The 22,095-nt window shown below is 70.5% G+C and carries 15 protein-coding genes; 4 read left to right on the top strand and 11 right to left on the bottom strand.

All coding sequences use genetic code 11. The annotated features are described in order from the left end of the window. The 4 genes from BLW75_RS00425 to BLW75_RS00410 all read right to left on the bottom strand — a co-directional run. The coding region (locus tag BLW75_RS00425) for an MCE family protein (RefSeq protein WP_091596379.1) at window positions 1–835 on the bottom strand (835 nt) is incomplete at its 3' end. Next, on the bottom strand, window positions 832–1,671 hold the full coding sequence (locus BLW75_RS00420) for an MlaE family ABC transporter permease (RefSeq protein WP_034315131.1): 840 nt from the start codon (window positions 1,669–1,671) through the stop codon (window positions 832–834). The genes BLW75_RS00425 and BLW75_RS00420, both read right to left, overlap by 4 nt. A 4-nt stretch (window positions 1,672–1,675) precedes the next feature. Continuing rightward, window positions 1,676–2,479 (bottom strand): MlaE family ABC transporter permease, encoded by an 804-nt coding sequence (locus BLW75_RS00415; RefSeq protein WP_034315133.1) that lies wholly within the window; start codon window positions 2,477–2,479, stop codon window positions 1,676–1,678. A 2-nt stretch (window positions 2,480–2,481) separates the two neighbouring features. Continuing rightward, a complete protein-coding gene (locus BLW75_RS00410; RefSeq protein ID WP_034315135.1) occupies window positions 2,482–3,261 on the bottom strand; it encodes a hypothetical protein in 780 nt (259 codons plus the stop codon). A gap of 238 nt (window positions 3,262–3,499) precedes the next feature. Between BLW75_RS00410 and BLW75_RS00405 the strand changes: the two genes are divergently transcribed. Together BLW75_RS00405 and BLW75_RS00400 are read left to right on the top strand one after the other, a co-directional pair. Beyond that, window positions 3,500–4,444 (top strand): ATP-binding cassette domain-containing protein, encoded by a 945-nt coding sequence (locus BLW75_RS00405; RefSeq protein ID WP_034315137.1) that lies wholly within the window; start codon window positions 3,500–3,502, stop codon window positions 4,442–4,444. Next, window positions 4,441–5,295 (top strand): ABC transporter permease, encoded by an 855-nt coding sequence (locus BLW75_RS00400; protein WP_034315139.1) that lies wholly within the window; start codon window positions 4,441–4,443, stop codon window positions 5,293–5,295. Before BLW75_RS00405 ends, BLW75_RS00400 begins: the two co-directional genes overlap by 4 nt. Before the next feature lie 138 nt (window positions 5,296–5,433). Here BLW75_RS00400 and BLW75_RS00395 read toward each other — a convergent pair whose 3' ends face one another. The 5 genes from BLW75_RS00395 to BLW75_RS00375 are packed head-to-tail and all read right to left on the bottom strand — an operon-like array spanning window position 5,434 to window position 17,994. Then, entirely contained in the window at window positions 5,434–6,564 is a 1,131-nt protein-coding gene (locus BLW75_RS00395) for a glycosyltransferase (protein WP_091596377.1), read from the bottom strand. After that, the gene (locus tag BLW75_RS00390) at window positions 6,561–7,346 is read right to left on the bottom strand and encodes an alpha/beta fold hydrolase (RefSeq protein WP_034316627.1); all 786 of its coding nucleotides are present in this window, start codon (window positions 7,344–7,346) and stop codon (window positions 6,561–6,563) included. Before BLW75_RS00390 ends, BLW75_RS00395 begins: the two co-directional genes overlap by 4 nt. A gap of 4 nt (window positions 7,347–7,350) precedes the next feature. Further along, a complete protein-coding gene (locus BLW75_RS00385; protein WP_034316630.1) occupies window positions 7,351–7,650 on the bottom strand; it encodes a phosphopantetheine-binding protein in 300 nt (99 codons plus the stop codon). 16 nt (window positions 7,651–7,666) lie between these two features. Continuing rightward, window positions 7,667–11,689 (bottom strand): beta-ketoacyl synthase N-terminal-like domain-containing protein, encoded by a 4,023-nt coding sequence (locus tag BLW75_RS00380; RefSeq protein ID WP_034316633.1) that lies wholly within the window; start codon window positions 11,687–11,689, stop codon window positions 7,667–7,669. Further along, on the bottom strand, window positions 11,683–17,994 hold the full coding sequence (locus BLW75_RS00375; protein ID WP_034316635.1) for a type I polyketide synthase: 6,312 nt from the start codon (window positions 17,992–17,994) through the stop codon (window positions 11,683–11,685). The genes BLW75_RS00380 and BLW75_RS00375 overlap by 7 nt, the downstream gene beginning before the upstream one ends. Before the next feature lie 302 nt (window positions 17,995–18,296). Here BLW75_RS00375 and BLW75_RS00370 point away from each other — a divergent pair, with 302 nt between their 5' ends. Then, on the top strand, window positions 18,297–19,097 hold the full coding sequence (locus BLW75_RS00370; protein WP_034316638.1) for an SDR family oxidoreductase: 801 nt from the start codon (window positions 18,297–18,299) through the stop codon (window positions 19,095–19,097). Window positions 19,098–19,099: 2 nt separating this feature from the next. Continuing rightward, window positions 19,100–20,065 (top strand): aldo/keto reductase, encoded by a 966-nt coding sequence (locus BLW75_RS00365; protein ID WP_034316641.1) that lies wholly within the window; start codon window positions 19,100–19,102, stop codon window positions 20,063–20,065. 242 nt (window positions 20,066–20,307) lie between these two features. Here the strand turns inward: BLW75_RS00365 and BLW75_RS00360 are convergent, their stop codons facing one another. Beyond that, window positions 20,308–20,772 carry a TetR/AcrR family transcriptional regulator gene (locus tag BLW75_RS00360; protein WP_034316644.1) on the bottom strand — a complete coding sequence of 155 codons (465 nt, stop codon included), beginning with the start codon at window positions 20,770–20,772 and terminating at the stop codon, window positions 20,308–20,310. Window positions 20,773–20,864: 92 nt separating this feature from the next. Beyond that, window positions 20,865–22,082, bottom strand: coding sequence for an MFS transporter (locus tag BLW75_RS00355; RefSeq protein WP_241783830.1), 1,218 nt, complete (start codon window positions 22,080–22,082; stop codon window positions 20,865–20,867). Window positions 22,083–22,095: the final 13 nt, after the last annotated feature.

The raw sequence follows: 22,095 nt of genomic DNA, 5'->3' as shown, positions 1-22,095 counted from the left end.
AAAGCAGCTCGAGTGTCGGCCTGCTCTTCACGCTGACACCGATGATGTTGTCCTTGTTCTGCACCAGGAACTTGTTCATGTCGCCGCTCGCGGTGGTGACGCTGGCGTACAGCTTGTCGAGGTCCGCCCGAGTATCCACAATGGTCTTCGCGGTGGTGGAGAGATCCGAGAGCGCCTTGAGGATGTCCGGCGCCGCGCCGGTGTAGAGGTCCGCGACGTCGGCGAGACCGGTGACGTCGGCCTTGAACTGCGGCATCAGCGGGTTCACCTGGTCGAGGAGGTCGTTGAGCTGGACGATGCTGTCCCCCAGGGACTTCCCGCGGTTGTCGAGCGCGAGCGAGATCGCACCCAGTGAACTGTTCAGCTTCTGCGGCTGCACCGCGCGCAGCAGCGGCAGCAGATCTCCGAGGACCCGTTCCAGCTCGATCGCGTTGGAAGACCGGTCCTGGCCGATGACGTCGCCGTCGCGCAGCGAGCCACCGGCGGGCCGCTCCGGGAGCACGAGATTGACGTAACGTTCGCCGAACACCGTCTTCGGCAGCAACCGCGCCGAAACGTTGCGCGGCAGCTGATCGATCTTCGCCGGATCGATGGCGAGGTCGATCTCCGCACCGTCGGCGGTGCCCCGCACCGCCCTGACCTCGCCGAACGGCACACCGCGGACCTTGACCTCGGCGGGCGGCGCCAGCTGGTTGCCGACCCGGTCGGTCTTGAGGGTGACCAGTTCCGCGCGTTCGAAGTCCTTGTTGAAGATGGCGACGGCGAGCCAGCCGAGCAGCACCAGGATGACGAGGAAGACCACCCCCGCCGCCTGCGTCCGTGCGCGCGTGCTCATCCGGACACCTTCACGGTCGTGGTGGCGCCCCAGATCGCCAGGCTGAGGAAGAGGTCCAGCACGCTGATCAGCACGATCGACGTCCGCACGGCGCGGCCGACCGCGACCCCGACGCCGGCAGGGCCGCCTGCGGCGCGATAGCCGTAGAAGCAGTGCGTGAGGATGACGCCGACGCTGAACACGAGGACCTTGGCGAACGACCACAGTACGTCTTCAGGCGGTAGGAACAAGGAGAAGTAGTGGTCGTAGGTTCCGCCGGACTGTCCGAAGAAGACCACCGTCGTCACCCTTGAGCCGAGGTAGGAGATCAGCAGGCCGATCACGTAGAGCGGGATGATCGCGATGAATCCGGCCACGATCCGGGTGGTGACGAGGTAGGGCATGCTGCGTACGGCCATCACTTCGAGCGCGTCGATCTCTTCGGAGATCCGCATGGCGCCCAGTTGCGCGGTGAATCCGGCGCCGACCGTCGCGGACAACGCTAGCCCTGCCGACAGCGGCGCGATCTCGCGGGTGTTGAAGTACGCGGTGAGGAAGCCGGTCATCGCGGAGATGTTGATCTGGTTCAGCGCGCTGAAACCCTGCAGCCCGACGGTGATCCCGGTGAACACGCACAGGCCGACCATCACGCCGACGGTGCCGCCGATCACCGCGAGGGCCCCGCTGCCGAAGGTCACTTCGGCGAGCAGGCGGACCACTTCCCGGAAGTAGCGGGTGACCGCCATCGGGATCGCCGCGAGCGCGCGGATGTAGAACAGCAACTGGTCGCCCAGCTCGAAAAGACTGTTGCCGGGGCGTTTGAACGCCTCGCGGGCCCGTTCGGGGACGCTGGTCACGGGATCAGGTTCCCTTCGCGGGAATGAGCTGCAGGTACAGCGCGGTCAGGATCGTGTTGACGAAGAACAGGAGCAGGAACGTGATCACCACCGACTGGTTGACGACGTCGCCCACGCCTTTGGGGCCGCCCTTGGGGTTCAGACCCCGGTAGGCGGCGACGACGCCGGCAAGGAAACCGAAGATGAACGCCTTGATCGAGCTGACGACGAGGTCGGGCAGCTGGGCCAGCGCGTTGAAACTCGCGAGGTACGCGCCCGGCGTGCCGCCCTGCACGATGACGTTGAAGAAGTAGCCGCCGAGGACGCCGACGACGCTGACCAAACCGTTCAGCAGCACCGAAACGCCGATGGCCGCCTGCACGCGGGGCACGATCAGCCGGTGGATCGGCGAGACACCGAGCACCTCCATCGCGTCGATCTCCTCGCGGATCGAGCGAGCGCCCAGATCCGCGCAGATCGCCGAACCGCCCGCTCCCGCGATGATCAGCGTGGTCACGATCGGGCTGGCCTGCTGCACGACGGCGAGGACGCTCGCGGCGCCGTTGAACTGCTGCGCGCCGATCTGGCTCGTGAGCGAACCCAGTTGCAGCGAGATGACCGCGCCGAACGGGATCGACACGAGGATCGCGGGCGTGATCGACACGCTCGCGATGAACCAGAACTGCTGGATGAACTCCCGGACCTGCACCGGGCGGCGGAACATCGCGAGGACGACGTCGATCCCCATGGCGCACATGCGGCCGAATTCGCGCAGGCCCGCGGCGGCCTTCTCCGGCGCGCGGGCGAGCAGAGCGACTGGATTGGCCATCGTCAGGCTCCACATCCGTTGGGGGGCCCACCATCGCCGACGCATCGCAGCCGAAGGTTGGTGACCAGGGTGTTGCCGGGTCCGGACACCAGCCCGGTCAGCAACGGGCTCAGATCCTCACGCACCCCGCAGCCGGCGAACCCCGGGGTCGTGAAGGTGCTGGTGACCTTCACCGGCGGGGCGGGGAACGCGAGCGGCACCAGCGCTTTGATGTTCACCGCGACCGATTGCGCGGTCCGGCAGTTCGGGCCGACGTCGAGGACCTTGCCGTCCACTTTGACGTTCGTGAGTTTGATGAACACCTTGTTCGTGACGTCGGTGTGCGCGCAGATGTTGGTGCCGACCTCCTTGCAGTCGCCGGTGGCGCCGGTCTTCACGAGGACCGTGCCGGTGGCGTCGCCGTCCGGGATGAGTGCGACGTCACCGGTGGCGGGCATGAAGCGGAAGGACACGAAATAACTCGACGTCGGCGGGATGGCGAGTTTGCCGGTGATCGGCACCTGCCCGGTGAAACCGAGGATCTTGCCGTCGAACCGGCCCTGCGGGAAGGTGATGTCCGAGCCGAGTTTCGCGACGCGGCTGGTCGTGGGCTGCTGTTCGTCGCCGACATAGAAACCGAACGTCAGTCCGGCCTGCGCGATGGCGGGTTCCTGCGTGAGGGCTTCTCGTGTCTGCTGTGTCCGCGCGGGATCGGCGGAGGCGGAAGCCAAGGAAAGCGCCCCCAGCCCCAGCACCGCCGGGAGCAGGAAGGCGCGCAGAACGCGCCCGGTCAGCACTGACATTCGGGCTTCCTCATTTCGACTTGTCCGGCCGAACGGCCAACTGGAGCAGCACGCTACTGACGGAATGCCAGGGGGACAAGTAATTCAGGAATGGAGGGTCCGCGACGGGAAAAGATTGTAATGGGCGTAACTGTTTTGCGTCCGGTCTCGTGAGTGGTAATGACGGTTCTAACCGTCCTTGCCACTCACGAGGCCCTGGGCATTGCGGCCGCACCGAAGGCCCCGCTACGTTCGGCGAATGGAGCAGGCTGCCATCGAGGTGTCCGGCCTCGCCAAGCACTACGGTGAAGTGACGGCCCTCGCCGGCGTCAGTCTCCGGGTCTGCCGCGGCACCGTGCTCGCGGTGCTCGGCCACAACGGCGCGGGCAAGACGACGCTGATCGACATCCTGAGCACCCGGGTCGAACCGGACGGAGGCAGCGCCAAGGTCTGTGGTTTCGACGTCGTGCGCGCCGGCCATCACGTCCGGCGGCGGATCGGGGTCACCGGTCAGTTCGCGGCGGTCGACGACGCGCTCTCCGGTCGCGGCAATCTCGAACTCGTCGCCCGGCTGCTGGGCGCGAACCGGCGTCAGGCCAGGGCCCGCGCGGCCGAACTGCTCGCCATGTTCGGCCTCGACGACGCGGCCGACCGGCCCGCGCGGACGTACTCCGGCGGTATGCGGCGGCGGCTCGACCTGGCCGCCGGGCTCGTCGGCTCCCCCGACGTCCTCTTCCTCGACGAACCGACGACCGGCCTCGACCCGCTCAGCCGGGCGGGGCTCTGGGACGGCGTCGAACGGCTCGCCGCGCACGGCACCACCGTCGTGCTCACCACGCAGTACCTCGAGGAGGCGGACAGACTGGCGGATCACGTCATCGTGCTGGGGCTGGGGCACGTCACCGTTTCCGGGCGGCCGTCGGAACTGAAGGCCCGGCTCGGGGAACGGACCGCGACCCTGACCTTCGGCACCGACCTCGCCGCCCGCCGCGCGCTGGCCGCGGTGCACCGGCTCGGCATGAGCTGCACGACGTCGGCCTCCGGGCTGGTGCTCGGTGTCGCACTGTCCGGGCCCTCCGACATCACGGTGCTGGTGCGCGCGCTCGACGCGGCGGGCGCTCCGATGAAGGACCTCACCGTCGCGGAGCCGACGCTCGACGACGTCTACCTTTCGCTGCACCGGAATCCGGCGGGCGCGCCATGACCGAGGCACGGCATCGCGCGCCGTCCCCGCCGGTGCTGGGTGACCCGTCGACCTGGCCGCCGAGCACCTTCACCACCCAGGTCCGGGTGCTCGCAGCCCGCTCGCTGAAGACCGCGTTCGGCGACCGGCGGCTCGTGTTCTTCGGGCTGCTGCAGCCGATCGTGCTGCTCCTGTTGTTCAGTCAGGTGTTCAACGGCGTCAGCACGCTGCCCGGTGTCGCGGCCTACCAGGGCTACGTGAATTTCCTCGTCCCGGCGACGCTGGTGAACATCGCGATGACGACGGCGATGAGTTCGGGAGCCGGCCTGCTCGCGGAGATCTACAGTGGATTCACCGGACGGCTCCGCTGCATGCCCATCAGCCTTTCGGCCGTCCTGGTGGCGCGCACCATCTCCGATTCCGCCCGGCTCGCCGTGCAACTGCTGGTGACCGCGCTCGCCAGCGTGGTACTGCTCGGTTTCCGGCCGACCGGCGGCGTTTTCGGTGTCACCGCGGCTCTTTTGCTCACGCTCGTCGTCGGCTGGTGCCTGAGCTGGATCTTCGTCGCCATCACGACCTGGTTGCGCAAGGCCGAAACCCTGCAGATGGCGTCCTTCGTGGTCATGTTCCCGCTGATGTTCTCGTCCAGCGCGTACATGCCGCTCGAGACGATGCCGACGTGGCTGCGAGTGGTCTCGGCGCTCAATCCGCTGACCTACGCGATCGACGCGACCCGCGCGCTCGCGCTCGGACGTCCTTCAGGCTGGTCGGTCCCCATTTCGCTGGCGATCGCCGCCGTGGCGGCCGCGGCAGGCGGGTGGATCGCGGCGAGGACGTTCCGCTCGCCACGAGGCGTCACCCCGATGGCCTGAAACTCCGCACTCGCGTGATCAGAGGCGTAACTCGCGTGATTGAAGGCGTAACACGCGTGGCTGGGGCCGTATCTCGGTGTTACGTCTTCAATCACGCGAGATACGGCCCCAAGCACGCAAGTTACGCCCACCGGCGGGTCAGCGCGGCAAGGCTTCCAGGTGGTCCGCGGCCGCCACGACTCCTCCGGCCGCCGTGAACGAGGCCCGCACCCGGGCGGCCGCGGCGGCGTAGGCGGGCTCGGTCAGCACCTCGGTGACCGTGTCGCGGATGTCGGGCGCCTTCGCCCGGTCGAAGCGCAGCCGCAACCCGGCGCCGGCGGCCTCGACCTGTTGCGCCAGCATCGACTGATCGTCCCGGATCGGCGCGATCACCAGCGGCAGGCCGGAAGCGAGGGTCTCGCTGACGGTGTTGTGCCCACCGTGGCAGATCACCGCCGCCGCCTTCCGCACCACTTCCGCCTGCGGGATCCGCTTGACCACCAGCACGTCCTCGCTGAGCAGCTCGCCGGTGGGATCGACGACGAGGCCTTGCACTTCCGGCATCCCCGCGAGGGCGTCGACGCATTCGGACAGGAAGCGGCGGCCGAGAGCGGCGTTGGCGGTACCGAGCGTGGCGAGGACGAGCGGACGGCCGTCGAGCCGGTCCCACGAGAAGCCCACCGGGGGCGCGGGTGCCAGCGCCGGGCCGACGAACCGGACCGCGCCCATGTCGGCGATCGGCCCGGTCAGGGACACGGTGGTGAAGGCGAGGATGAGATCCGGTGAGAACCGCAGGTCCCCGCAGGCCACTTGATGCCGCGCACGCAGGCCTTCCTGCAACCCGTCGACCCAAGCGGCGATCTTCGGCATGGCGCCCAGCGGGTCCCCGAGTTCGGTGGACGTCGACGCCGACGTCACCCACGGCAGCCCGCGACGGCTCGCCACGAGGGCGCCCGCGAACGCCTGCTGGTCGGTGACGACGACGTCGGGCCGAAACTCGGCCACCGCGGTCTCGACCCCTGGCACCATCGCGTCCGCGAGCGGAACCAGATACTGCTCCCAAAGGTATTTCAGCGCCGCGAACCCGCGCAGGCCCTCGGGACGGCGCTCGACGGCGAAATCCAGCGCGTCCCCGGCCGGGTACACCCGGCCCGCCCGGGTCAGCTCGGACGTCGTGGGTTCCGGACCGCACCAGGCGACGTCGTGGCCGCGCCCCACCAGCTCGGCGGCCACCGCGCGCAACGGCGCCACGTGCCCGGTGAGCGGCGGGACGACCAGCAGGAATTTCATCCGCGTGGCCTCCCGTGCCGCGAGATCCAGTCGATCAGCAGTTCGCGGACTTCCCGGTGCTGCTCGACGAGCACCGAATGGCCCTGCCCCTCGAACACGTGCAGCTCGCCGCGGGGCAACAAGGACGTCAACGCGGTGAGGTCGTCCGCCTGATAGCCGTGACTGCCCAAAATGGACAGTACCGGGCAGCCGATCCCCGCCACCTGGTCCATGGTCAGCAGCGGACCGAGCGGGACCTCCTCGGCCATCGACGTGGACATGATCCGTTCGGCCGCCATCCGCGCCAGCCGACGGTGATGCGCGCTGTAGTTGGCCTCGATCCAGTCGAAGCTTTCCTCCACCTTCAAGAAGCGCACGGTGTGTTCGAGGATCTGCGCCATCTTGCCCGCCCACAGTTCCGTGGCGGGCTCCGACTCGATGCACACGATGCTGCGCACCCGTTCCGGTTTCGCCACGGCGTAGCTGTAGGCGAGGGTGCCGCCGAAACTGTTGCCCACCAAATGAACGGGCCGGTCGAGGTCGAGCTGGTCGAGCAGGTCGTCGAGGTCGTCGACGAAATCCCCGATCGTGTACCCGCGTTCGGGACGTTCCGTCTTGCCGTGCCCGCGCAGGTCGTAGCTGATCACGTCCACTCCGGCGGCGGCGACCGGCGGCGCGAGCGTGAGGTAGAAGCTCGCGAGGCTGTCGGTGCCCATGCCGTGCAGGAACACCACGGTCTCCGTGCCCCCGCCGGGCACGAGCTGCACGTTGGTGCGCAGCCCGTTGACGGTCATCGTCGGCATCGCCCTACGCCCGTTCGCCGAGGCGGGCGGCCACGTAGTCGGCGATGTCGCCGACGCGGAGCCCGATCACGTCGTCGAGGTCCTTCTCCGCCAGGAACTCCGCGAGGTTGACGTCCGCGCCGAAGAACTCGGCGAGGATGCTCGCGAAGGTCACCAGGTCGATGCTCTCCAGCTGGAGATCCTCGTGGAAGGTGGTCTGCGGGGTGATCTCGATGCCGAGGACGTCGGTGTCCCCGACCAGTTCCTTCAGCAACTCGGCCACGGTGCCGAAGACCGACGCCGGGCTCTGCTGTTCGATCGTCATGCTCTGCTCCTTGCTCTCACCCGTGGTTCCAGGCCACCACGTGCCCGGGGATTCCGGCGTATTCCGCCCCGATACCGATCTCCTCGGCGAGCCCGGCAAGCTCGCCTTCCGCCCGGATCGCGATCCTGGGTGGCGTCGCGCCCGGTTCACGGACGAGGGCGACCGCGACCTCTCCCGTCGTCGCGACGGCCACGTTCAGCGGTGACACCGTCCGGCCGTGGAGCCCGGTCACCCTGGTCCCGTCGGCGCTCACGCGGAGTTCCGCCGGGTACACGCCGTCCAGGCCGAGTTTCGCGCGGACCGCGTCCTTGATCGCGATCCGTTCCAGCAGCCAGCCGCGCTGCCGCCGGGGCGCGCAGGCGGCGAACTCGGCGCGTTCCGCCGCACCCAGATAGATGCCTGCGTAGATGTCCCGCGCCGCCGGGCTCGGCCACCGGTCGGAGACCAGGGTCCACCCGCCGTGATGGTCCTCGGAGAGCCGGTTCCGGTCCGGGAAGGCGTAGACCCGATGGGCAGGCCGGTCGCACGGGAACCGGATGTCCCGCCACTGCTCGATCCGGGCCAGCACGGCGCCGTCCAGCACGAGTTCCGCGTCCATCTCCAGCACGTCCGGCCTGGGCAGCCGGACCCGCACCACGCACCGCAGCCGGGTGCCCGGCGCCGGTTCCGGGGCGTACCAGGTGATCCGGCCCATCGACGTCGGGAACGCCAGCAGCGCGTCCGCCTTGGTGGCCATCAGCCAGCAGCCCAGCAGCTGGCCGACGTTGTCCAGCAGCGCGCCGGGCGCCGACGGCACGACGAGGTCGCCTCGGATATGCCGTTCACCGAGCCCGATGAGCTTGTCCAGCCCTTGGTACGCGGGTCCGTGGAACATCTCGCGGCGGGTGTAGATCTCGGCGGCGGTCAACGGCGGCGCGGTTTCCGGCCCCGGCGGCGGGGACGGCCGGGGAGCCGCCGGATACCGCTGCGCCAGATGGACGTCCATACTGGCGTGCGGTCCTATTTGGACACTGATCCGGTCACCTTCGCGGGTCATCGAGAGCGGCACGAGCGCGGCCGGGGCGGCGATCAGCCACCGGGAGAACGCCGCGTTGCTCACCCCGGTCGCGACCGTACCCGGCCAGGCCCGTTCCGCTTCCCGGCAGGCCAGGTCGACCAGCGTCGTCGCCGGGACGGTGGGACGGAAGTCGGCTCCGTCGGGCCAGTCCTCGCGCTGACGGAAGAACCGATGATCCACCAGATATGGCATCGTCGCGAGTGAGACATCCACAGTGGACTCGACTGTGCGCCGTGCCGCGGCGTTGGCGACACTGGCGGCGGCCTCTCTGGTCTCGGCGAGCAGCGCGGTGAACTCCGCGACGATCGCGTCCGGGATCCCGTCGGCCAGTTCGGGAACCGCGCCGTCGAACATGCCCTTCACGTCGCCCTCGACCGAAAGCAGCGTGCCCGCGGTGTCGATGCGGGTGCGGCGTGGCTCCAGTGCCTCGAACGCGGGCCGACCGCCCTCCACCCAGAAGGCGGTGGCGACCCTGCGCAACTGCGCGAGACCGGGCCTCGTACCGGACGACGCCGGGACGACCAGATGCGGCCGCGAGCCCAGCGTGTCCGACACGAACGAACCGAGCTGACCGGCGCCCGCCTGCACGAAGACCCGCGCGCCATCGGCGTAAAGCGCGTCGACCAGCTCCCGGAACCGAACCTTGCGCACCAGGTGTGCCAGGTACAACTCACGGACCTCCACCGGATCCGCGGGATACGGCCGCGCCGTGGTCGCCGACCAGACCGGGATCCGCGGCGGCTTCAGGTCGAGTTCCGCCGCGAGCCGGGTGAACGGGCCGAGCCGGGACCGCATCAGCGGGGTGTGGAACCCGGACCGGAACGGCAGTGTCCTGGCGACGACGCCGTGCTGCGTGCACAGCTTGGCGAGCCGGGCCGCGGCCGCCGGGTCACCGCAGACGATCGTCTGCCGCGGCGCGTTCTCGTGCGAGATCATCAGCTCCGGTTCGGCCGCGAGCAGCGCCTCGGCACGCTCCGCGGAGCAGCCGAGTACGAGGAACTCGGCATCCGGCAGCGTGAATCCCTGCGGCCAGTACCGGTTCAGCATGTCCTCAGTGGACTGTCCCGGATACATCCCCGCCGCCTGCATCGCGGTCCATTCGCCGACGCTGTGCCCGGCGAGCAGATCCGGCTTGATGGCGAGTCGCCTCAGCGCGGCGTCTAGCAGCAACCCGACCTGGGACACGCTCGAAGCGCGCGAAAGCACGCTCGTCGTCGACCACTCCGGCCGGTCCAGGCCGAAGTGCTTGGCGACGTCGGCGCACCGTGGTTCCGCGTCCGCTTCGAGCCCCGGGTAGACGAACGCGGTCTTCGCCCCGGGCTGCTCCAGCAAGGGCGCGGTCGTGCACCAGATGTCGTTGGGGCCGCGCCAGGAGCCGCCCTCGGCCGTGACCTTGGCGAGCACCCTCCGCGCGACTTCGAGCCGTTTCCCGTCGGGCCGGACGATCCCGATCCGGCACGGGCCGTGCCCACCGGATTCCGGCTCCGGGCGGTCGAGCAGGGCGCGCAGTTCCCCGAGGGTGGGTGCGGCGAGCAGCAGGACGCGCTCGGCTTCCCCGGTCACCTTGGCCCGGCGCGGCCGCGCGGGTGCCGGGTCGGCCTCCTCCAGCACCACGTGCGCGTTGACACCGCCGAAACCGAAGGCGTTGACCGCCGCCCGGCGCGGGACGTCCCCTGAACGCCAGCGCTCGGCGGTGGTCAAAGTACGGAACCGTGTCTTGTCCAGAAGGGGGCTCGGATCGGCGCAGTTCAGGGTCGGCGGCAGGATCGCGTGGTGCAGGGCGAGCGCCGCCTTGACCAGCCCGGCGGCCCCGGCGGTCGGCATGGTGTGGCCGATCATCGCCTTCACCGCGCCGATCGCGGCGCGGGGTCCGTCCGGCGGGCCGAACACCTCGGCGAGGGTCGCCAGTTCGGCCGCGTCCCCGGCCGGCGTCGCGGTCCCGTGTGCCTCCAGCAGGCCGAGCGCACCGGGCGCGGTGGGATCGAGCCCCGCCGACGCCCACGCGCGGCGCAGCGCCAGCGTCTGACCGGCGACGGCCGGGCTGAGCAGGCTCGCGCCCTTCCCGTCGCTCGACGTCCCCGAACCGCGCAGTATCGCGTAGACCCGGTCGCCGTCGCGGCGCGCGTCGTAGAACCGCTTCAGCACGACGATCGCGGTACCTTCGCCGATCAGCAGGCCGTCGGCGTCCCGCGAGAACGGGCTGATCCGCTGACTCGGCGAGAGGGCGCCGAGCTGGGTGAACATCGACCAGAGCGTGTCGTCGTGGCAGTGGTGCACGCCGCCCGCCAGCACGACGTCACAGCGGCGCCGGGCGAGTTCACCGATCGCCTGGTCCACGGCGAGCAGCGACGACGCGCAGGCCGCGTCCACCGTGTAGGCCGGGCCGCCGAGGTCCAGGCGGTTGGCGACCCGCGACGCGGCGAGGTTCGGCACCAGCCCGATCGCGGTGTCCGGCCGGAACTCGCCGAGCGGTTCCAGCAGCGCGTCGCGGAGCCGGTCGAGCATCTCTGGACGCGCCGACGGCAGCAGCTCCCGGACCGCGCCGGTGATCTGGCGGACCGACCGGACGCGCTGGTCGAACCGCTGGAGCCCGGGTGAGAGGTAGCCGCCCCTGCCGAGGATCACGCCGACGCGTTCGAGGTCCCCGAGCCGTCGGAGGCCACCGGCGTCGTCGACCGCGGAAGCGGCCACGGCCAGCGCGACGAGCTGGTCGGGCTCCATCCCGGCGACGCTGCTGGGGGCGATGCCGAGCGCCGTCGCGTCGAAGTCCAGGCTGTCGGCGACGAACCCGCCGCGCCTGCCGTAGGTGCGGTCCGGGGTGCGGCCGTCGCCGTCGTGGAAACTCGGATCCCAGCGGTGCGGCGGGATCTCGGTGATCGCGTCGGTGCCCGACTCGATGTTCCGCCAATATTCGTCCACAGTGGACGCGCCGGGGAGGAACACACCCATCCCGACGATCGCGACCGGCTCCTGGTTCACCACAGCGACGCCGTGTACAGCACCGAGCGGACGTCGGCCGGACCGTAGGCCAGCTCACGCAGGAGCGCGGCGGTACCCTCGTCCGGGTCGATCAGCGCCACCTCGCGACGCTCGTACTCGCGCGCCAGCTCGGGCGAGACCATGCCCGCGTGATCGCCCGAGGGCGCCCACGGTCCCCAGTGGACGGTCAGCGCCCGGCAGCCGGTACGTTCCGCCCACTGTTCGCCAAGGGTTTCGAGTGCGTCGTTGGCCGCCGCGTAATCGGTCTGACCGCGGTTTCCCAGAACCGCGGAGATACTCCCGAAGAAGGTCACGAACGCGGGCCGCACGCCGAAATGCTCCAGTGCGTCGAGCAACGCCCGCGCACCGTCCACTTTGGTACCGTAGACCGTGCGGAACGACTGCTCGTCCTTGTCGGCCATCAGCTTGTCGTCGATCACCCCGGCCGCGTGGACGACGCCGTCGATCCGGCCGTAGCGCGTGTGCAGATCCTTGACCACCTGCCGGACGGCCGCGGCGTCGCGCACGTCGAGCGGCCGATACGCGGCGGTACCGCCCGCTGCCCGGATCTGGTCGAGCGTCCGTGCGATCTCGCGCTGGGCCAGCACGGTGCGCACCCGGCGTTCGATGTCCGCCAGCGAACCCCCGCGCGCGGCCAAAGCCGAGCGCATCCCCGGCGCGTCACCGGGAAGGTCCTCGTCGCCGGGTTCGGCCGGCCACGGCGTGCGGCCCGCCAGTTCGACGCGGCATCCGCTCGCCGCCAGCGCGACCGCCGCCCGCGCGGTGATCCCACGGGCGCCGCCGATCAGCAACAGCACCGAATCCTCGTCGAGGCCGAGCGCCTTGGCCTCTCCCCCGCCGGGGCCGGCGCCCGCGTACGCGATCGAACCGAGCGAGCCCGCAGAAGGCTCGAACGCCGCGCGTCCCGCGGTGTCGTAGCGAACGGCCACCGGGCCGTCGGCGATCACCTCTTCGAGCACTATCCGCGCGAGGTCCACTGTGGACTCCAGCTCGACGAGCCTGGTCGGCTCCTTACGCTCCCGCGCCGCCGCCCGGACAAGTCCGCGCAGTCCGGCGGTGTGCGCGGTACCCGGCCTCGCCACCACGAGCACCGCACCTTTGGCGGCCTTGAGCAGGCCGAACACCTGCGCCGCGACGGGTTCCTCGGCGTCCGACAACGGATTCAGCACGACGACGAAGTCGGCCTCGCCCCGCTCCCCCGGCAGCGCACCCGCGTCGGCGAACACCGCGCGGACCGACTCGGCCAGTTCCTCCTGACCGGGCTCGAAGCTCACCGCGACCGATTTGCCGCTCACCTCGGCGAGGTCGGGCGTGCCGAGCGGCGCGGAAACGCGGTCGAGCAGGTATCGCCCGGGCGCCGTTCCGACCGGTGTCTCGGCGGGAACCGGTGCCGCGGCGGCAGGCGCCGCCGGTTCGAGCCACTTCCGCAGCCGTGCGGCCAGCGCGCTCGCCGTCCGGTCGCGGCTGAGCTGATCTTGGGCGTCGTCGTGCACCCGGCCGGTGAGGCCCAGCTTCGCGAGCAGCGAGCCCGCGATCTCGGTGCGTTTGATCGAGTCGATGGAAAGATCCGCTTCCAGATCGAGATCGGCGTCGATCATCTCGGCCGGATAGCCGGTGCGTTCGCTGATCGCGCCGATCACGGTGGCCAGGACATCCGTGACCGCGGCCTCGGCGACCGGCTCCGGCTCGGGTACGACGACCGCCGCCTCGATCGATGGCACCAGCGCCGGCACGACCGGAGCCTGCACCGGAGCGGGGGCGAGCGGCGCGGTGCCGAGGTATCCCAGCATCACGTCCCGTTGCGCCGCCAGTAGTTCGCGGCTGGTACGGAGGAATTCGACGACGGCCTGGTCACGTCCGGGCGCGGGCTGGTTCATGGTCGTCCTCGGGATTCGTCGGGCGGGCACGAGCCCATGGGCGGGGACCTCGCCGCCGGGCGCGCGGACGGTCTGGCCGTCCACGGTCCAAGCGGGCTTGGGGAGCGGGCCGACACGGACCCGGCCGCGGAAGAGCCGTTCGGTGCGCACATCGACACCGATGAGGGCCAGGCGCGCGAGCGCGGTGAGGAACCCGCGCAGCCCCGGCCCGCCGGGGTCGCACGCGATCACGCTGTGCGGCCGGTCGCCGAGAATGTCCTTGACCAGCCGGGAAAGCACCTGCCCGGGGCCCGCTTCCACGAAGGTGCGCGCGCCTGCCGCGTACATGTCCTCGATCAGTTCGACGAAGCGCACCGGTGAGCCGATCTGCGCAGCGAGCTCGGCACGGACCGCTCCGGCTTCGTACGGCCGGGCGGTGCGGTTCGACCACACCGGCGGACCCGGCTCGCCGATCTCGGCGTTGTCGAGGTCGACGGCGAAGACGTCGCTCGCCCCGGCCACCAGCGGACTGTGGAAGGCACAGGCGACCGGGATCCGCTTCGCGCCGATTCCCTGTGCTCGCAGTTCGCGGACCGCCTCCTCGATGGCGACCGTCGGTCCGGAAAGGACGGTCTGTCCCGGCGCGTTGTGGTTGGCCAGTACGACGTCCGGGTGATCGAGGGCGGCGGCCAGTTCCTCGCTGGACGCCTTCACCGCGGCCATCGCGCCCGGATCCGCGCCCGCGACTTCGGCGATCGAACGGGCCCTGGCCCGGCTGAGCGCCACCAAGGTCGGCGTGTCGAACGCGCCCGCGACCGACAGGGCGGTCAGTTCGCCGTAGCTGTGCCCCGCCAGCAGATCCGGCCGGACGCCGAGGTCGGCGAACAACCGGCAGACGGCCGACTCGACGAGCCCGAGCGCGGGCTGCGCGACACGCGTGTCCTTCAGCGCTTCGTCCTGCGCGGCGCGGGCGTCTTCGCTGAACGCGCGCGGCGGGAACGTCGTCGCGGCGACGTCGGGAGCGAGCCGCAGGACGTCGGCCAGGTCGGGGAAGTGCACGAACAGGTCCGCCAGCATTCCCGTCCGCTGGCTGCCTTGGCCGGGGAACAGGAACGCGACCGCACCGGCTTCGGTGTCCTCGGCGACGAGACCTCCACCGTTCTCGGCGGCCTCGCGCAGTTCCGCGACGTCACTTGCGACGACCGCGAGCCGCACCGGCGCGGAGCCTCCCGATTCGGCGGCGAGGGCCGCGATCTCCCGCAGCGGACGGCCTTCGTTGGCCGCCAGCAGATCCCGCAGGGTGGCACGGGCGGCGTCCACGTCGGTGCCGCGGAGCAGGACCAGCTCGGCGTCCCAGTCACGCGGGCCGTGCCGCCGCGACGGCGGCACTCCGGGGGCGGCGAGCACCGCGTGGAAATTGGTCCCACCGAACCCGAACGCGCTCACTCCGGCGAACTCGCGTCCGCGCGGAACCGGCATCGGCCGGGCGCCGGTGGAGAAGGTGAAGGGACTGCTCTCGGCGTCCCAGGCGGGGTTCGGCCTGCTCAGGTGCAGTGTCGGCGGCACGACCTCGTGCCACAGCGCCAGCGCCGCCTTCATCAGGCCCGCCAGTCCCGCGGCGCATTTCGTGTGCCCGATCTGGCTCTTCACCGAGCCCAGCGCGCACGTGCCCGGTTCGGCACCCGCGGCGAGGAAGAACTCGGTGAGCGTGGTCAGTTCGGTGGCGTCGCCGACGACCGTGCCCGTACCGTGCGCCTCGACGAGCGATACGTCCGCCGGGGACACGCCGGCGTCGCTGTACGCGCGGGCGAGGGCCCGTCGCTGTCCCTCGGGACGCGGCGCGGTGAGGCCGAGCGCCTTGCCGTCACTGGCGGCGCCGACGCCCTTGACCACGGCGTACACGCGGTCGCCGTCGCGTTCGGCGTCGGACCGCCGCTTGAGCACGAGACAAGCGACGCCCTCGCCGAGGGCGATCCCGTCGGCCGCCGCGTCGAACGGACGGCACCGGCCGGTCGGCGACAGGGCACCCGCCGAGGTGAACATGAGGTAGTCGTTGACGCCGTTGTGCAGATCGACCGCGCCGCACAGGACCATCGAACTCGTCCCCGCCCGCAGTTCCTTCACCGCGAGGTCCAGCGCGGCCAGCGAGGAGCCGCACGCGGCGTCGACGGTGTAGTTGGCGCCGCCGAGGTCGAGCCGGTTGGCGATGCGGCCGGAGATGACGTTGGCGAGGGTGCCGGGGAAAGAGTCTTCGGTCAGTTCCGGCAGCTGGGCGAGGAGTTCATCCGGGACGTCCTCGAGGTAGCTGGGGAGCAGCGCGCGCAGCACTCCGGCATTCGCCAGGTCTCCCCCGGCTTCGGCGCCGAAGATGACGCTGGTGCGCTCGCGGTCGAAGCCGCCTTCGCCGTAACCGGCGTCTTCGAGGGCGCGGCGCGCGGTCTGCAGGGAGACCAGCTGTGCCGGGTCGATGCTGCCCATCGACTTCGGCGGGATGCCGTAGGCGAGCGGATCGAAGTCCACCGGCGGCAGGAAACCGCCCCATTTCGACGTCGACTGGTCCGCGTAGATCTCCTTGTCCCAGCGCTGGTCCGGCACCTCGGTGACGGCGTCGGCACCGTGCAGGACGGTGGACCAGAAGGCCGGGAGATCGGGCGCCCCCGGGAACACGCAGGCCATCCCGACGATGGCGATGTCACCGTCCACAACGGACTCTTCGGCGGGAGCGCGGACGGCGAGCAGTTCGGCCGCGCCTTCCGTGACTTCCCGGTGCAGGGCGGCGATGTCGGTGCGGTCTTCGCGCAAGACGGTCACCTGTCCCGCCATGTACATCCCTTCGGCGAGCTGGCCGAGAGTGTCGACCTCGACCAGCGCGTCGCCTTCCCGCCGGATGCCCTTGCTCGCGATCCGCAGCCGTCCGGTGTTCAGCTCCTCCAGCCGCTGCCAGGCCTCCTGCGGCGGGACACCGTCCGCGCGGAGCCCGGCCTTCAGCGCGGCGAACTCGTCGGTGTACGGGCTGGGCAGGCAGCGGGTCAGATGTCCGGGCGCGGTCTCCAGGGTGACCGTGGACCCGGCGTCGAGCACGCGGTCCTGGAAGGTCCCGGTGATGGCGCCGTGGGTCACCGCCTCTTCGGTGAACAGGTACGCAGTGCCCATCAAGACACCGACGCCGCCGCTCAGAGGCTCCGCCATCGACGAGACCATCGCGGCGGAGCGGGCGTCGTGGATCCCGCCCGCGAACAGGACCTCGACGTCATCGCCGCCGTGTTCGCGCAGGACGTCCATCTGCTGTTCCCACAGCACGAAGCTCGACCGCGGGCCGATATGCCCGCCGCATTCGGCGCCCTCGAAGACGAACCGGCGGATCCCGGCGTCGAGGAACTGCCGCAGGAGGATCGGCGACGGCACGTGGAGGAAGGTCGAGATACCGTCGGCCTCCAGCGTCTTGGCCTGCGCGGGTTTCCCGCCCGCGATCAGCACGCATCGTGGGCGCGCCGCGCGGATCGCCGCGAGCTGTTCGGCGCGCAGGGCCTCCGGGACGAAGCCGAGGATGCCCGCTCCCCAGGGTCGTTCGCCGAGGGCTTCGGCGGTGCGGCCGAGCAACTCGGTGGTCTTGGCGCCGTTCGCGGTGGCGACCGCGACGAAGGGGAAGCCGTCTTTCGCGGCCACGGCGGCGGCGAAACCGGGCTGGTCGCTCACCCGCGTCATCGGACCCTGCACGACCGGCAGACGGGTTCCCAAGGTGCGGCACAGCCGTTCACCTTGATCCGCGTGGAGCGCCGCCGGCACCGCGAGCGACCGCACGACCGAGCGGACAGCGCTTTCCGCGTCCTCGAAGCGATTCGCGAGCATCGCGCTGAGTCCATCGTCGGCCCTGGCCAGCTCGACGCGGTCCGCCTCGGGCACGTCGGCCTCGGGGAACAGGCCGAGCCCGTCGAGCACCACGCCCGCCGCGCCGCCGGCGATCGCGGCGACCGCCGTCCTCGGCCCGATGCCTCCGTACGCCCACACCGGGACGCCCTCGCCGAACCGCGCCAGCAACCGTTGCAGCAGGACGAAGGTGGTGAGGTCCGAGCCGCCCGCCTCGGCTCCCCTCGCCACCAGACCGGAGGCGCCGGCGTCGAGCATTCGGACGGCCTGCTCGACACCGGTCACCTCGGCCAGCACGGGGAGGCCGGCCCTGCCCCGCCAGACCGCCCCCTCGGCCAGCAGGACGAGCCCCGCGCCGCTTTCCCGTACCTCTTCGTCCCGCACGGGACGTCCCGCCGGGATCCGAAGGCCGAACGGGAACCCGTAGTCCGATTGGGACGCCGTGGACCCGATATCCACGATCCCGAGACCGCCACCCCTGGCGACGGCGGCCGCCAGCCCCGGATCGGGACGTCCGAGCGGATTGACGCCGAGTACCCGCGTGCGCGCCGTCGCATGACTCACCGGCGGACCTCCTGTTCGGCTGGGCTGGTCGAACCTCGCCGGGTTCGGCGATCTTTCAGCGGGATTCCCAAGAAATAATCTACTTGCCGCAGAGAGCGCAATACTCTCGTGCGAAAACTCGGAAAACAAGGGAACGCGTGCTAAAGTCCGGCGCCGGAAACAAATATGTCGACATGTGCAGAACAAGCCTCTGACCTGCACTTTTATCACGCACATCGCATATTTCGACAACGCGCTGCTCACCGGCGTCACAAAACGGAATAATTGTCACCGAAAGCAGAATCGATAACCATGGAGCGCATGTGGAAGTAACAGGACGAGTCGTCGTGCTGACCGGCGCGGCACACGGTATCGGCGCCGCCATGGCCAGGCGGTTCGCCACCGAGGGCGCCGCCGGGGTGGTCGTCTCCGATCTCGACCTCGAGGGCGCGGAGAAGGTGGTCGCCGAGATCACCGCCGCGGGCGGCGCCGCGATCGCCCGCCACGCCGACGCGTCGTCCAAAGAGGACTTGAAGACGCTGGTGACCGACGCCCGTTCGACCTTCGGCGCGGTGGACCTGTTCTGCTCCAACGCCGGCGCCGCGTTCGGGACGGGCGTGCACGCCGCGGACGAACAGTGGACCCGCTCGTGGGCGATCAACGTCATGCAGCACGTGCACGCCGCGCAGGTCGCGCTCCCCGCGATGTTGAGCCGGGGCCACGGATACCTGCTGATCACGGCGTCGGGCGCGGGCCTGCTGGGCACCCCGGGCGACGCGCCGTATTCGGTGACCAAGCACGCGGCCGTCGGACTCGCCGAATGGCTGGCCATCACCTACCGTCCGCGCGGGATACGGGTCAGCGCGCTGTGCCCGCTCGGCGTGCGGACCGCGCTCCTGGAACCCGGGATCGCGGCCGGGCACCCCGCCGCGCTCGCGATCGCCGCCGCCGCGCCCCTGCTGGAGCCGGAGGACGTCGCGGAGTCCGTCGTGCACGGGCTGGCGTCGGAGGAGTTCCTGATCCTGCCGCACGAATCGGTGCGGGAGACCTACGCCCGCAAGGCGGCAGGCCTCGACGAATGGATCGACCGCACCATCCTCGAAACCGGCGCGCGGAAGAGGTGACCATGGAGTACCGCAGGCTCGGCGCGAGCGGCTTGTCCGTCAGCGAGATCTCCTACGGCAACTGGCTCACCCACCAGGACGGTGCGGAATGCGTGCAGGCCGCGCTCGAGGCGGGCGTCACGACCTTCCACACCGCCGCGGCCTGGGACGGCGGCGCCGCCGAGGAGAACCTCGCCGCGGCACTGAGCCACGCCCGCCGCGACGATCTCGTCCTGTGCACCGGCGTGTTCTGGCCGGAAGGGCCGGGCGTCAACGACGCGGGCCTCAGCCGCAAACACCTGGTCACATCCCTGCACGGCTCGCTCCGGCGGCTGCGCACGGACTACATCGACGTCTACCAGCTGCTGCGGTTCGACTACCGCACGCCGCTGGAGGAGACGTTCCTCGCGCTGTCGGATCTGGTGCGGCAGGGGAAGATCCTCTACGCGGGCACCGCGGAATGGACGGCGGAGCAGCTGCTCGAGGCACGGCCGATCGCCGAGCGGCACGGCGTCCCGCTCATCGCGAACCAGCCGCACTACTCGATGCTGTGGCGGGTCGCCGAAGCCCAGGTGATGCCGGTGTGCGAACGCTCCGGGATCGGGCAGTTCGCGTCGGTCCCTCTCGCGCAGGGCGTGCTGACCGGCAAGTACCGGCCGGGCGAGATCCCGCCGGGCTCACGGGCCGCGAAGGCGGTCGAGGCGCGGCCGTTGCTCCTGCCGGACCTTCTCGAACGCGTCGGCATGCTGCGCGGCGTCGCCGACGAGGCCGGGCTGACCATGGCTCAGCTGGCGCTCGCGTGGACGTTGCAGCACAACACCGTCGCTTCCGTGGTGACCGGCGCGAGCACCGCCGCCCAGGTGACCGAGAACGCGAAGGCGGCAGGCGTGGTGCTGGACCTCGACGCGCTGACGCGGATCGATCACCTGCTGGGCAGTTTCGTGCAGACGGATCCGCGGCTGACCTGGTCACCACCCGCGACCACGTAGGCCGCGGTCGGGTCCGTGAAGGCCTCCTTGAGGGACTCTTGGTCCCTCAAGGAGGCCTTCACGGCGGTTTCGCGTGCTTGGCTGGACGACACGCGCGAGGCGAGGGTCGCGCGGCGAGTCGTCCGCCTGAACACGTGTGCCGTCCGCGGGATCACGCGTGTCGTCCATCCGGACACGCGTGTCGTCCGCCCGATCACGCGAGACCACCGCCTGAGGGCGGTTGGCCTTCACGCGCGATCAGATCACGAGGGCAGCGCGGTCCGGAGAATGGCCTCGAACCGTTCCGCCGTCGGCGGCTCGTCGCGCAGCAATCCCTGCAGCAGCACCCCGTCCACCAGCGCGACCAGCATCTCGACCCGCACCGGGTCGGCGGTGTAGCGGCGGGCGAAGTCCGCCAAGGCCGCCATCCAGCGATCGGTCGACTCGCGGAGCTTCGGGTCCCTCGCCGCCAAGAGGTACAACTCGTACTCCGCCAGCAGATGCCCTGGTTTGGCGACGACTTCGGCCATCAAGGCGGCGAACCTCCGTAGTGCGTCCTCGCCCCCGTCGGCCTCGGCGGCGAGGACCCGCATCCGTTCGGAGTCCTCGTCCATGCACTGGGTCAGCGCGGCGGTCAGCAGGTCGCCGATCCCCCGGAAGTGGTACGCGGCCGCCGTCGCGGGCAACCCCGCCTCGCGGGCGACGGTGCGATGACTGACCCCCGACACGCCATCCCTCGCGACGATCCGCAGGGTGGCCTCGATCAGTTCCCGTTTGCGTTGCTCGCCCTTGGCAAGGCGGCCGTCGGTGCTCGGCTCGTTCAGCGTGCCGCCTCCTCACTGATCGCGGTCTTCCTGCGCAGCAGAGGATACGAGAGCAAGGCGATCAGGACGATCAAGCCACCGGCGACGACCGCCACGGCGAACCCGCCGTCCGGCCCGAAACGGTCGACGACCTCACCCGATATCGCGGCGCCGAGCGCGACACCGATGCTCAGACCGGTGATCGCCCACGTCATCCCCTCGGTCAGCTTCTCCGCCGGCACTACCTTCTCGATCATCCCCATGACGACGATCATCGTGGGAGAAAAGAACAATCCGGCGACGAACACCACCGCGCACAGGCTGACGACGCCGTCGACGACCAGCAACGGCAGCACGCTCGCCGCCGTGCCCGCGGTGCCGATCAGGAGCAGTCGAGGCGGTGTCATGGCAGGCTTGAGCGTCCCGAAGGCCAGGCCCGAGATCGCGGAGCCCACGGCGTAGACCGAAACGACGACACCAGCGGCCGACGGCGACCCGACGTGCCGGGCGAACGCCACGCTGACGACGTCGACCGTGCCGACGATGACGCCGCCCGCCACCAGCGTCAGCACCAGCACCCGCACCGCGCCCAGCCGGATCGCCGAACTTCCGGCCGACCCGCCCGGCGGCAGCACGGGTGGTTCCGTCTCGCGCTGCGCGACGAACAGCAGCACTCCGACAGCGAGGAACACCACGGCGACCAGCGGCCCGGCTTCGGGGAAGACGGTGGTGCACAGCGCCACCGACAACGCGGGGCCGATGACGAAAGTCAGTTCGTCGACCACCGATTCCCACGCGAAAGCGGTGTGCAGTCGGGCCGAGCCGCGATACAGCCGCGACCAGCGTGCCCGGACCATCGCCGCCATACTGGGCATGAATCCGGCGAGGATCGCGGACGCGTACAGCGTCCAGACCGGCGCCCCGAAGCGCGCGCAGAGCAGGAGCGCGCCGAGCGCCATCACGCTGATCCCCGTGACGGGCAACAGGATCCGGCTCTGCCCCCGGCGGTCCACCAGCCTCGACACCTGCGGCCCGAGCAACGCCATGGACAGCGTGAACACCGCCGAGAGCAGCCCCGCGAGCCCGTAGTCACCCCGCGTCTGCGCCAGCATCGTGATGATCCCGATGCCCATCATCGGGACGGGGATCCTCGCGACCAATCCGGCGGCGGAGAAGGCGAGAGAGCCTTTCGCGGCGAACAGCTCTCGGTAGTGACCCGGCACGACATCCCCCACAACTTGAACGATC

This window comes from Amycolatopsis lurida (genome assembly GCF_900105055.1).
In the GTDB taxonomy this organism is placed as follows: domain Bacteria; phylum Actinomycetota; class Actinomycetes; order Mycobacteriales; family Pseudonocardiaceae; genus Amycolatopsis; species Amycolatopsis lurida.
This window is presented reverse-complemented; position numbering and strand designations above follow the sequence as displayed.

Excerpts from the sequence above, each read along its gene's own strand:
- BLW75_RS00415 (WP_034315133.1), bottom strand. The coding sequence starts at position 2,479 with ATGGCCAATCCAGTCGCTCTGCTCGCCCGCGCGCCGGAGAAGGCCGCC.
- BLW75_RS00410 (WP_034315135.1), bottom strand. The coding sequence starts at position 3,261 with ATGTCAGTGCTGACCGGGCGCGTTCTGCGCGCCTTCCTGCTCCCGGCG.
- BLW75_RS00405 (WP_034315137.1), top strand. The coding sequence starts at position 3,500 with ATGGAGCAGGCTGCCATCGAGGTGTCCGGCCTCGCCAAGCACTACGGT.
- BLW75_RS00400 (WP_034315139.1), top strand. The coding sequence starts at position 4,441 with ATGACCGAGGCACGGCATCGCGCGCCGTCCCCGCCGGTGCTGGGTGAC.
- BLW75_RS00395 (WP_091596377.1), bottom strand. The coding sequence starts at position 6,564 with ATGAAATTCCTGCTGGTCGTCCCGCCGCTCACCGGGCACGTGGCGCCG.
- BLW75_RS00390 (WP_034316627.1), bottom strand. The coding sequence starts at position 7,346 with ATGCCGACGATGACCGTCAACGGGCTGCGCACCAACGTGCAGCTCGTG.
- BLW75_RS00385 (WP_034316630.1), bottom strand. The coding sequence starts at position 7,650 with ATGACGATCGAACAGCAGAGCCCGGCGTCGGTCTTCGGCACCGTGGCC.
- BLW75_RS00365 (WP_034316641.1), top strand. The coding sequence starts at position 19,100 with ATGGAGTACCGCAGGCTCGGCGCGAGCGGCTTGTCCGTCAGCGAGATC.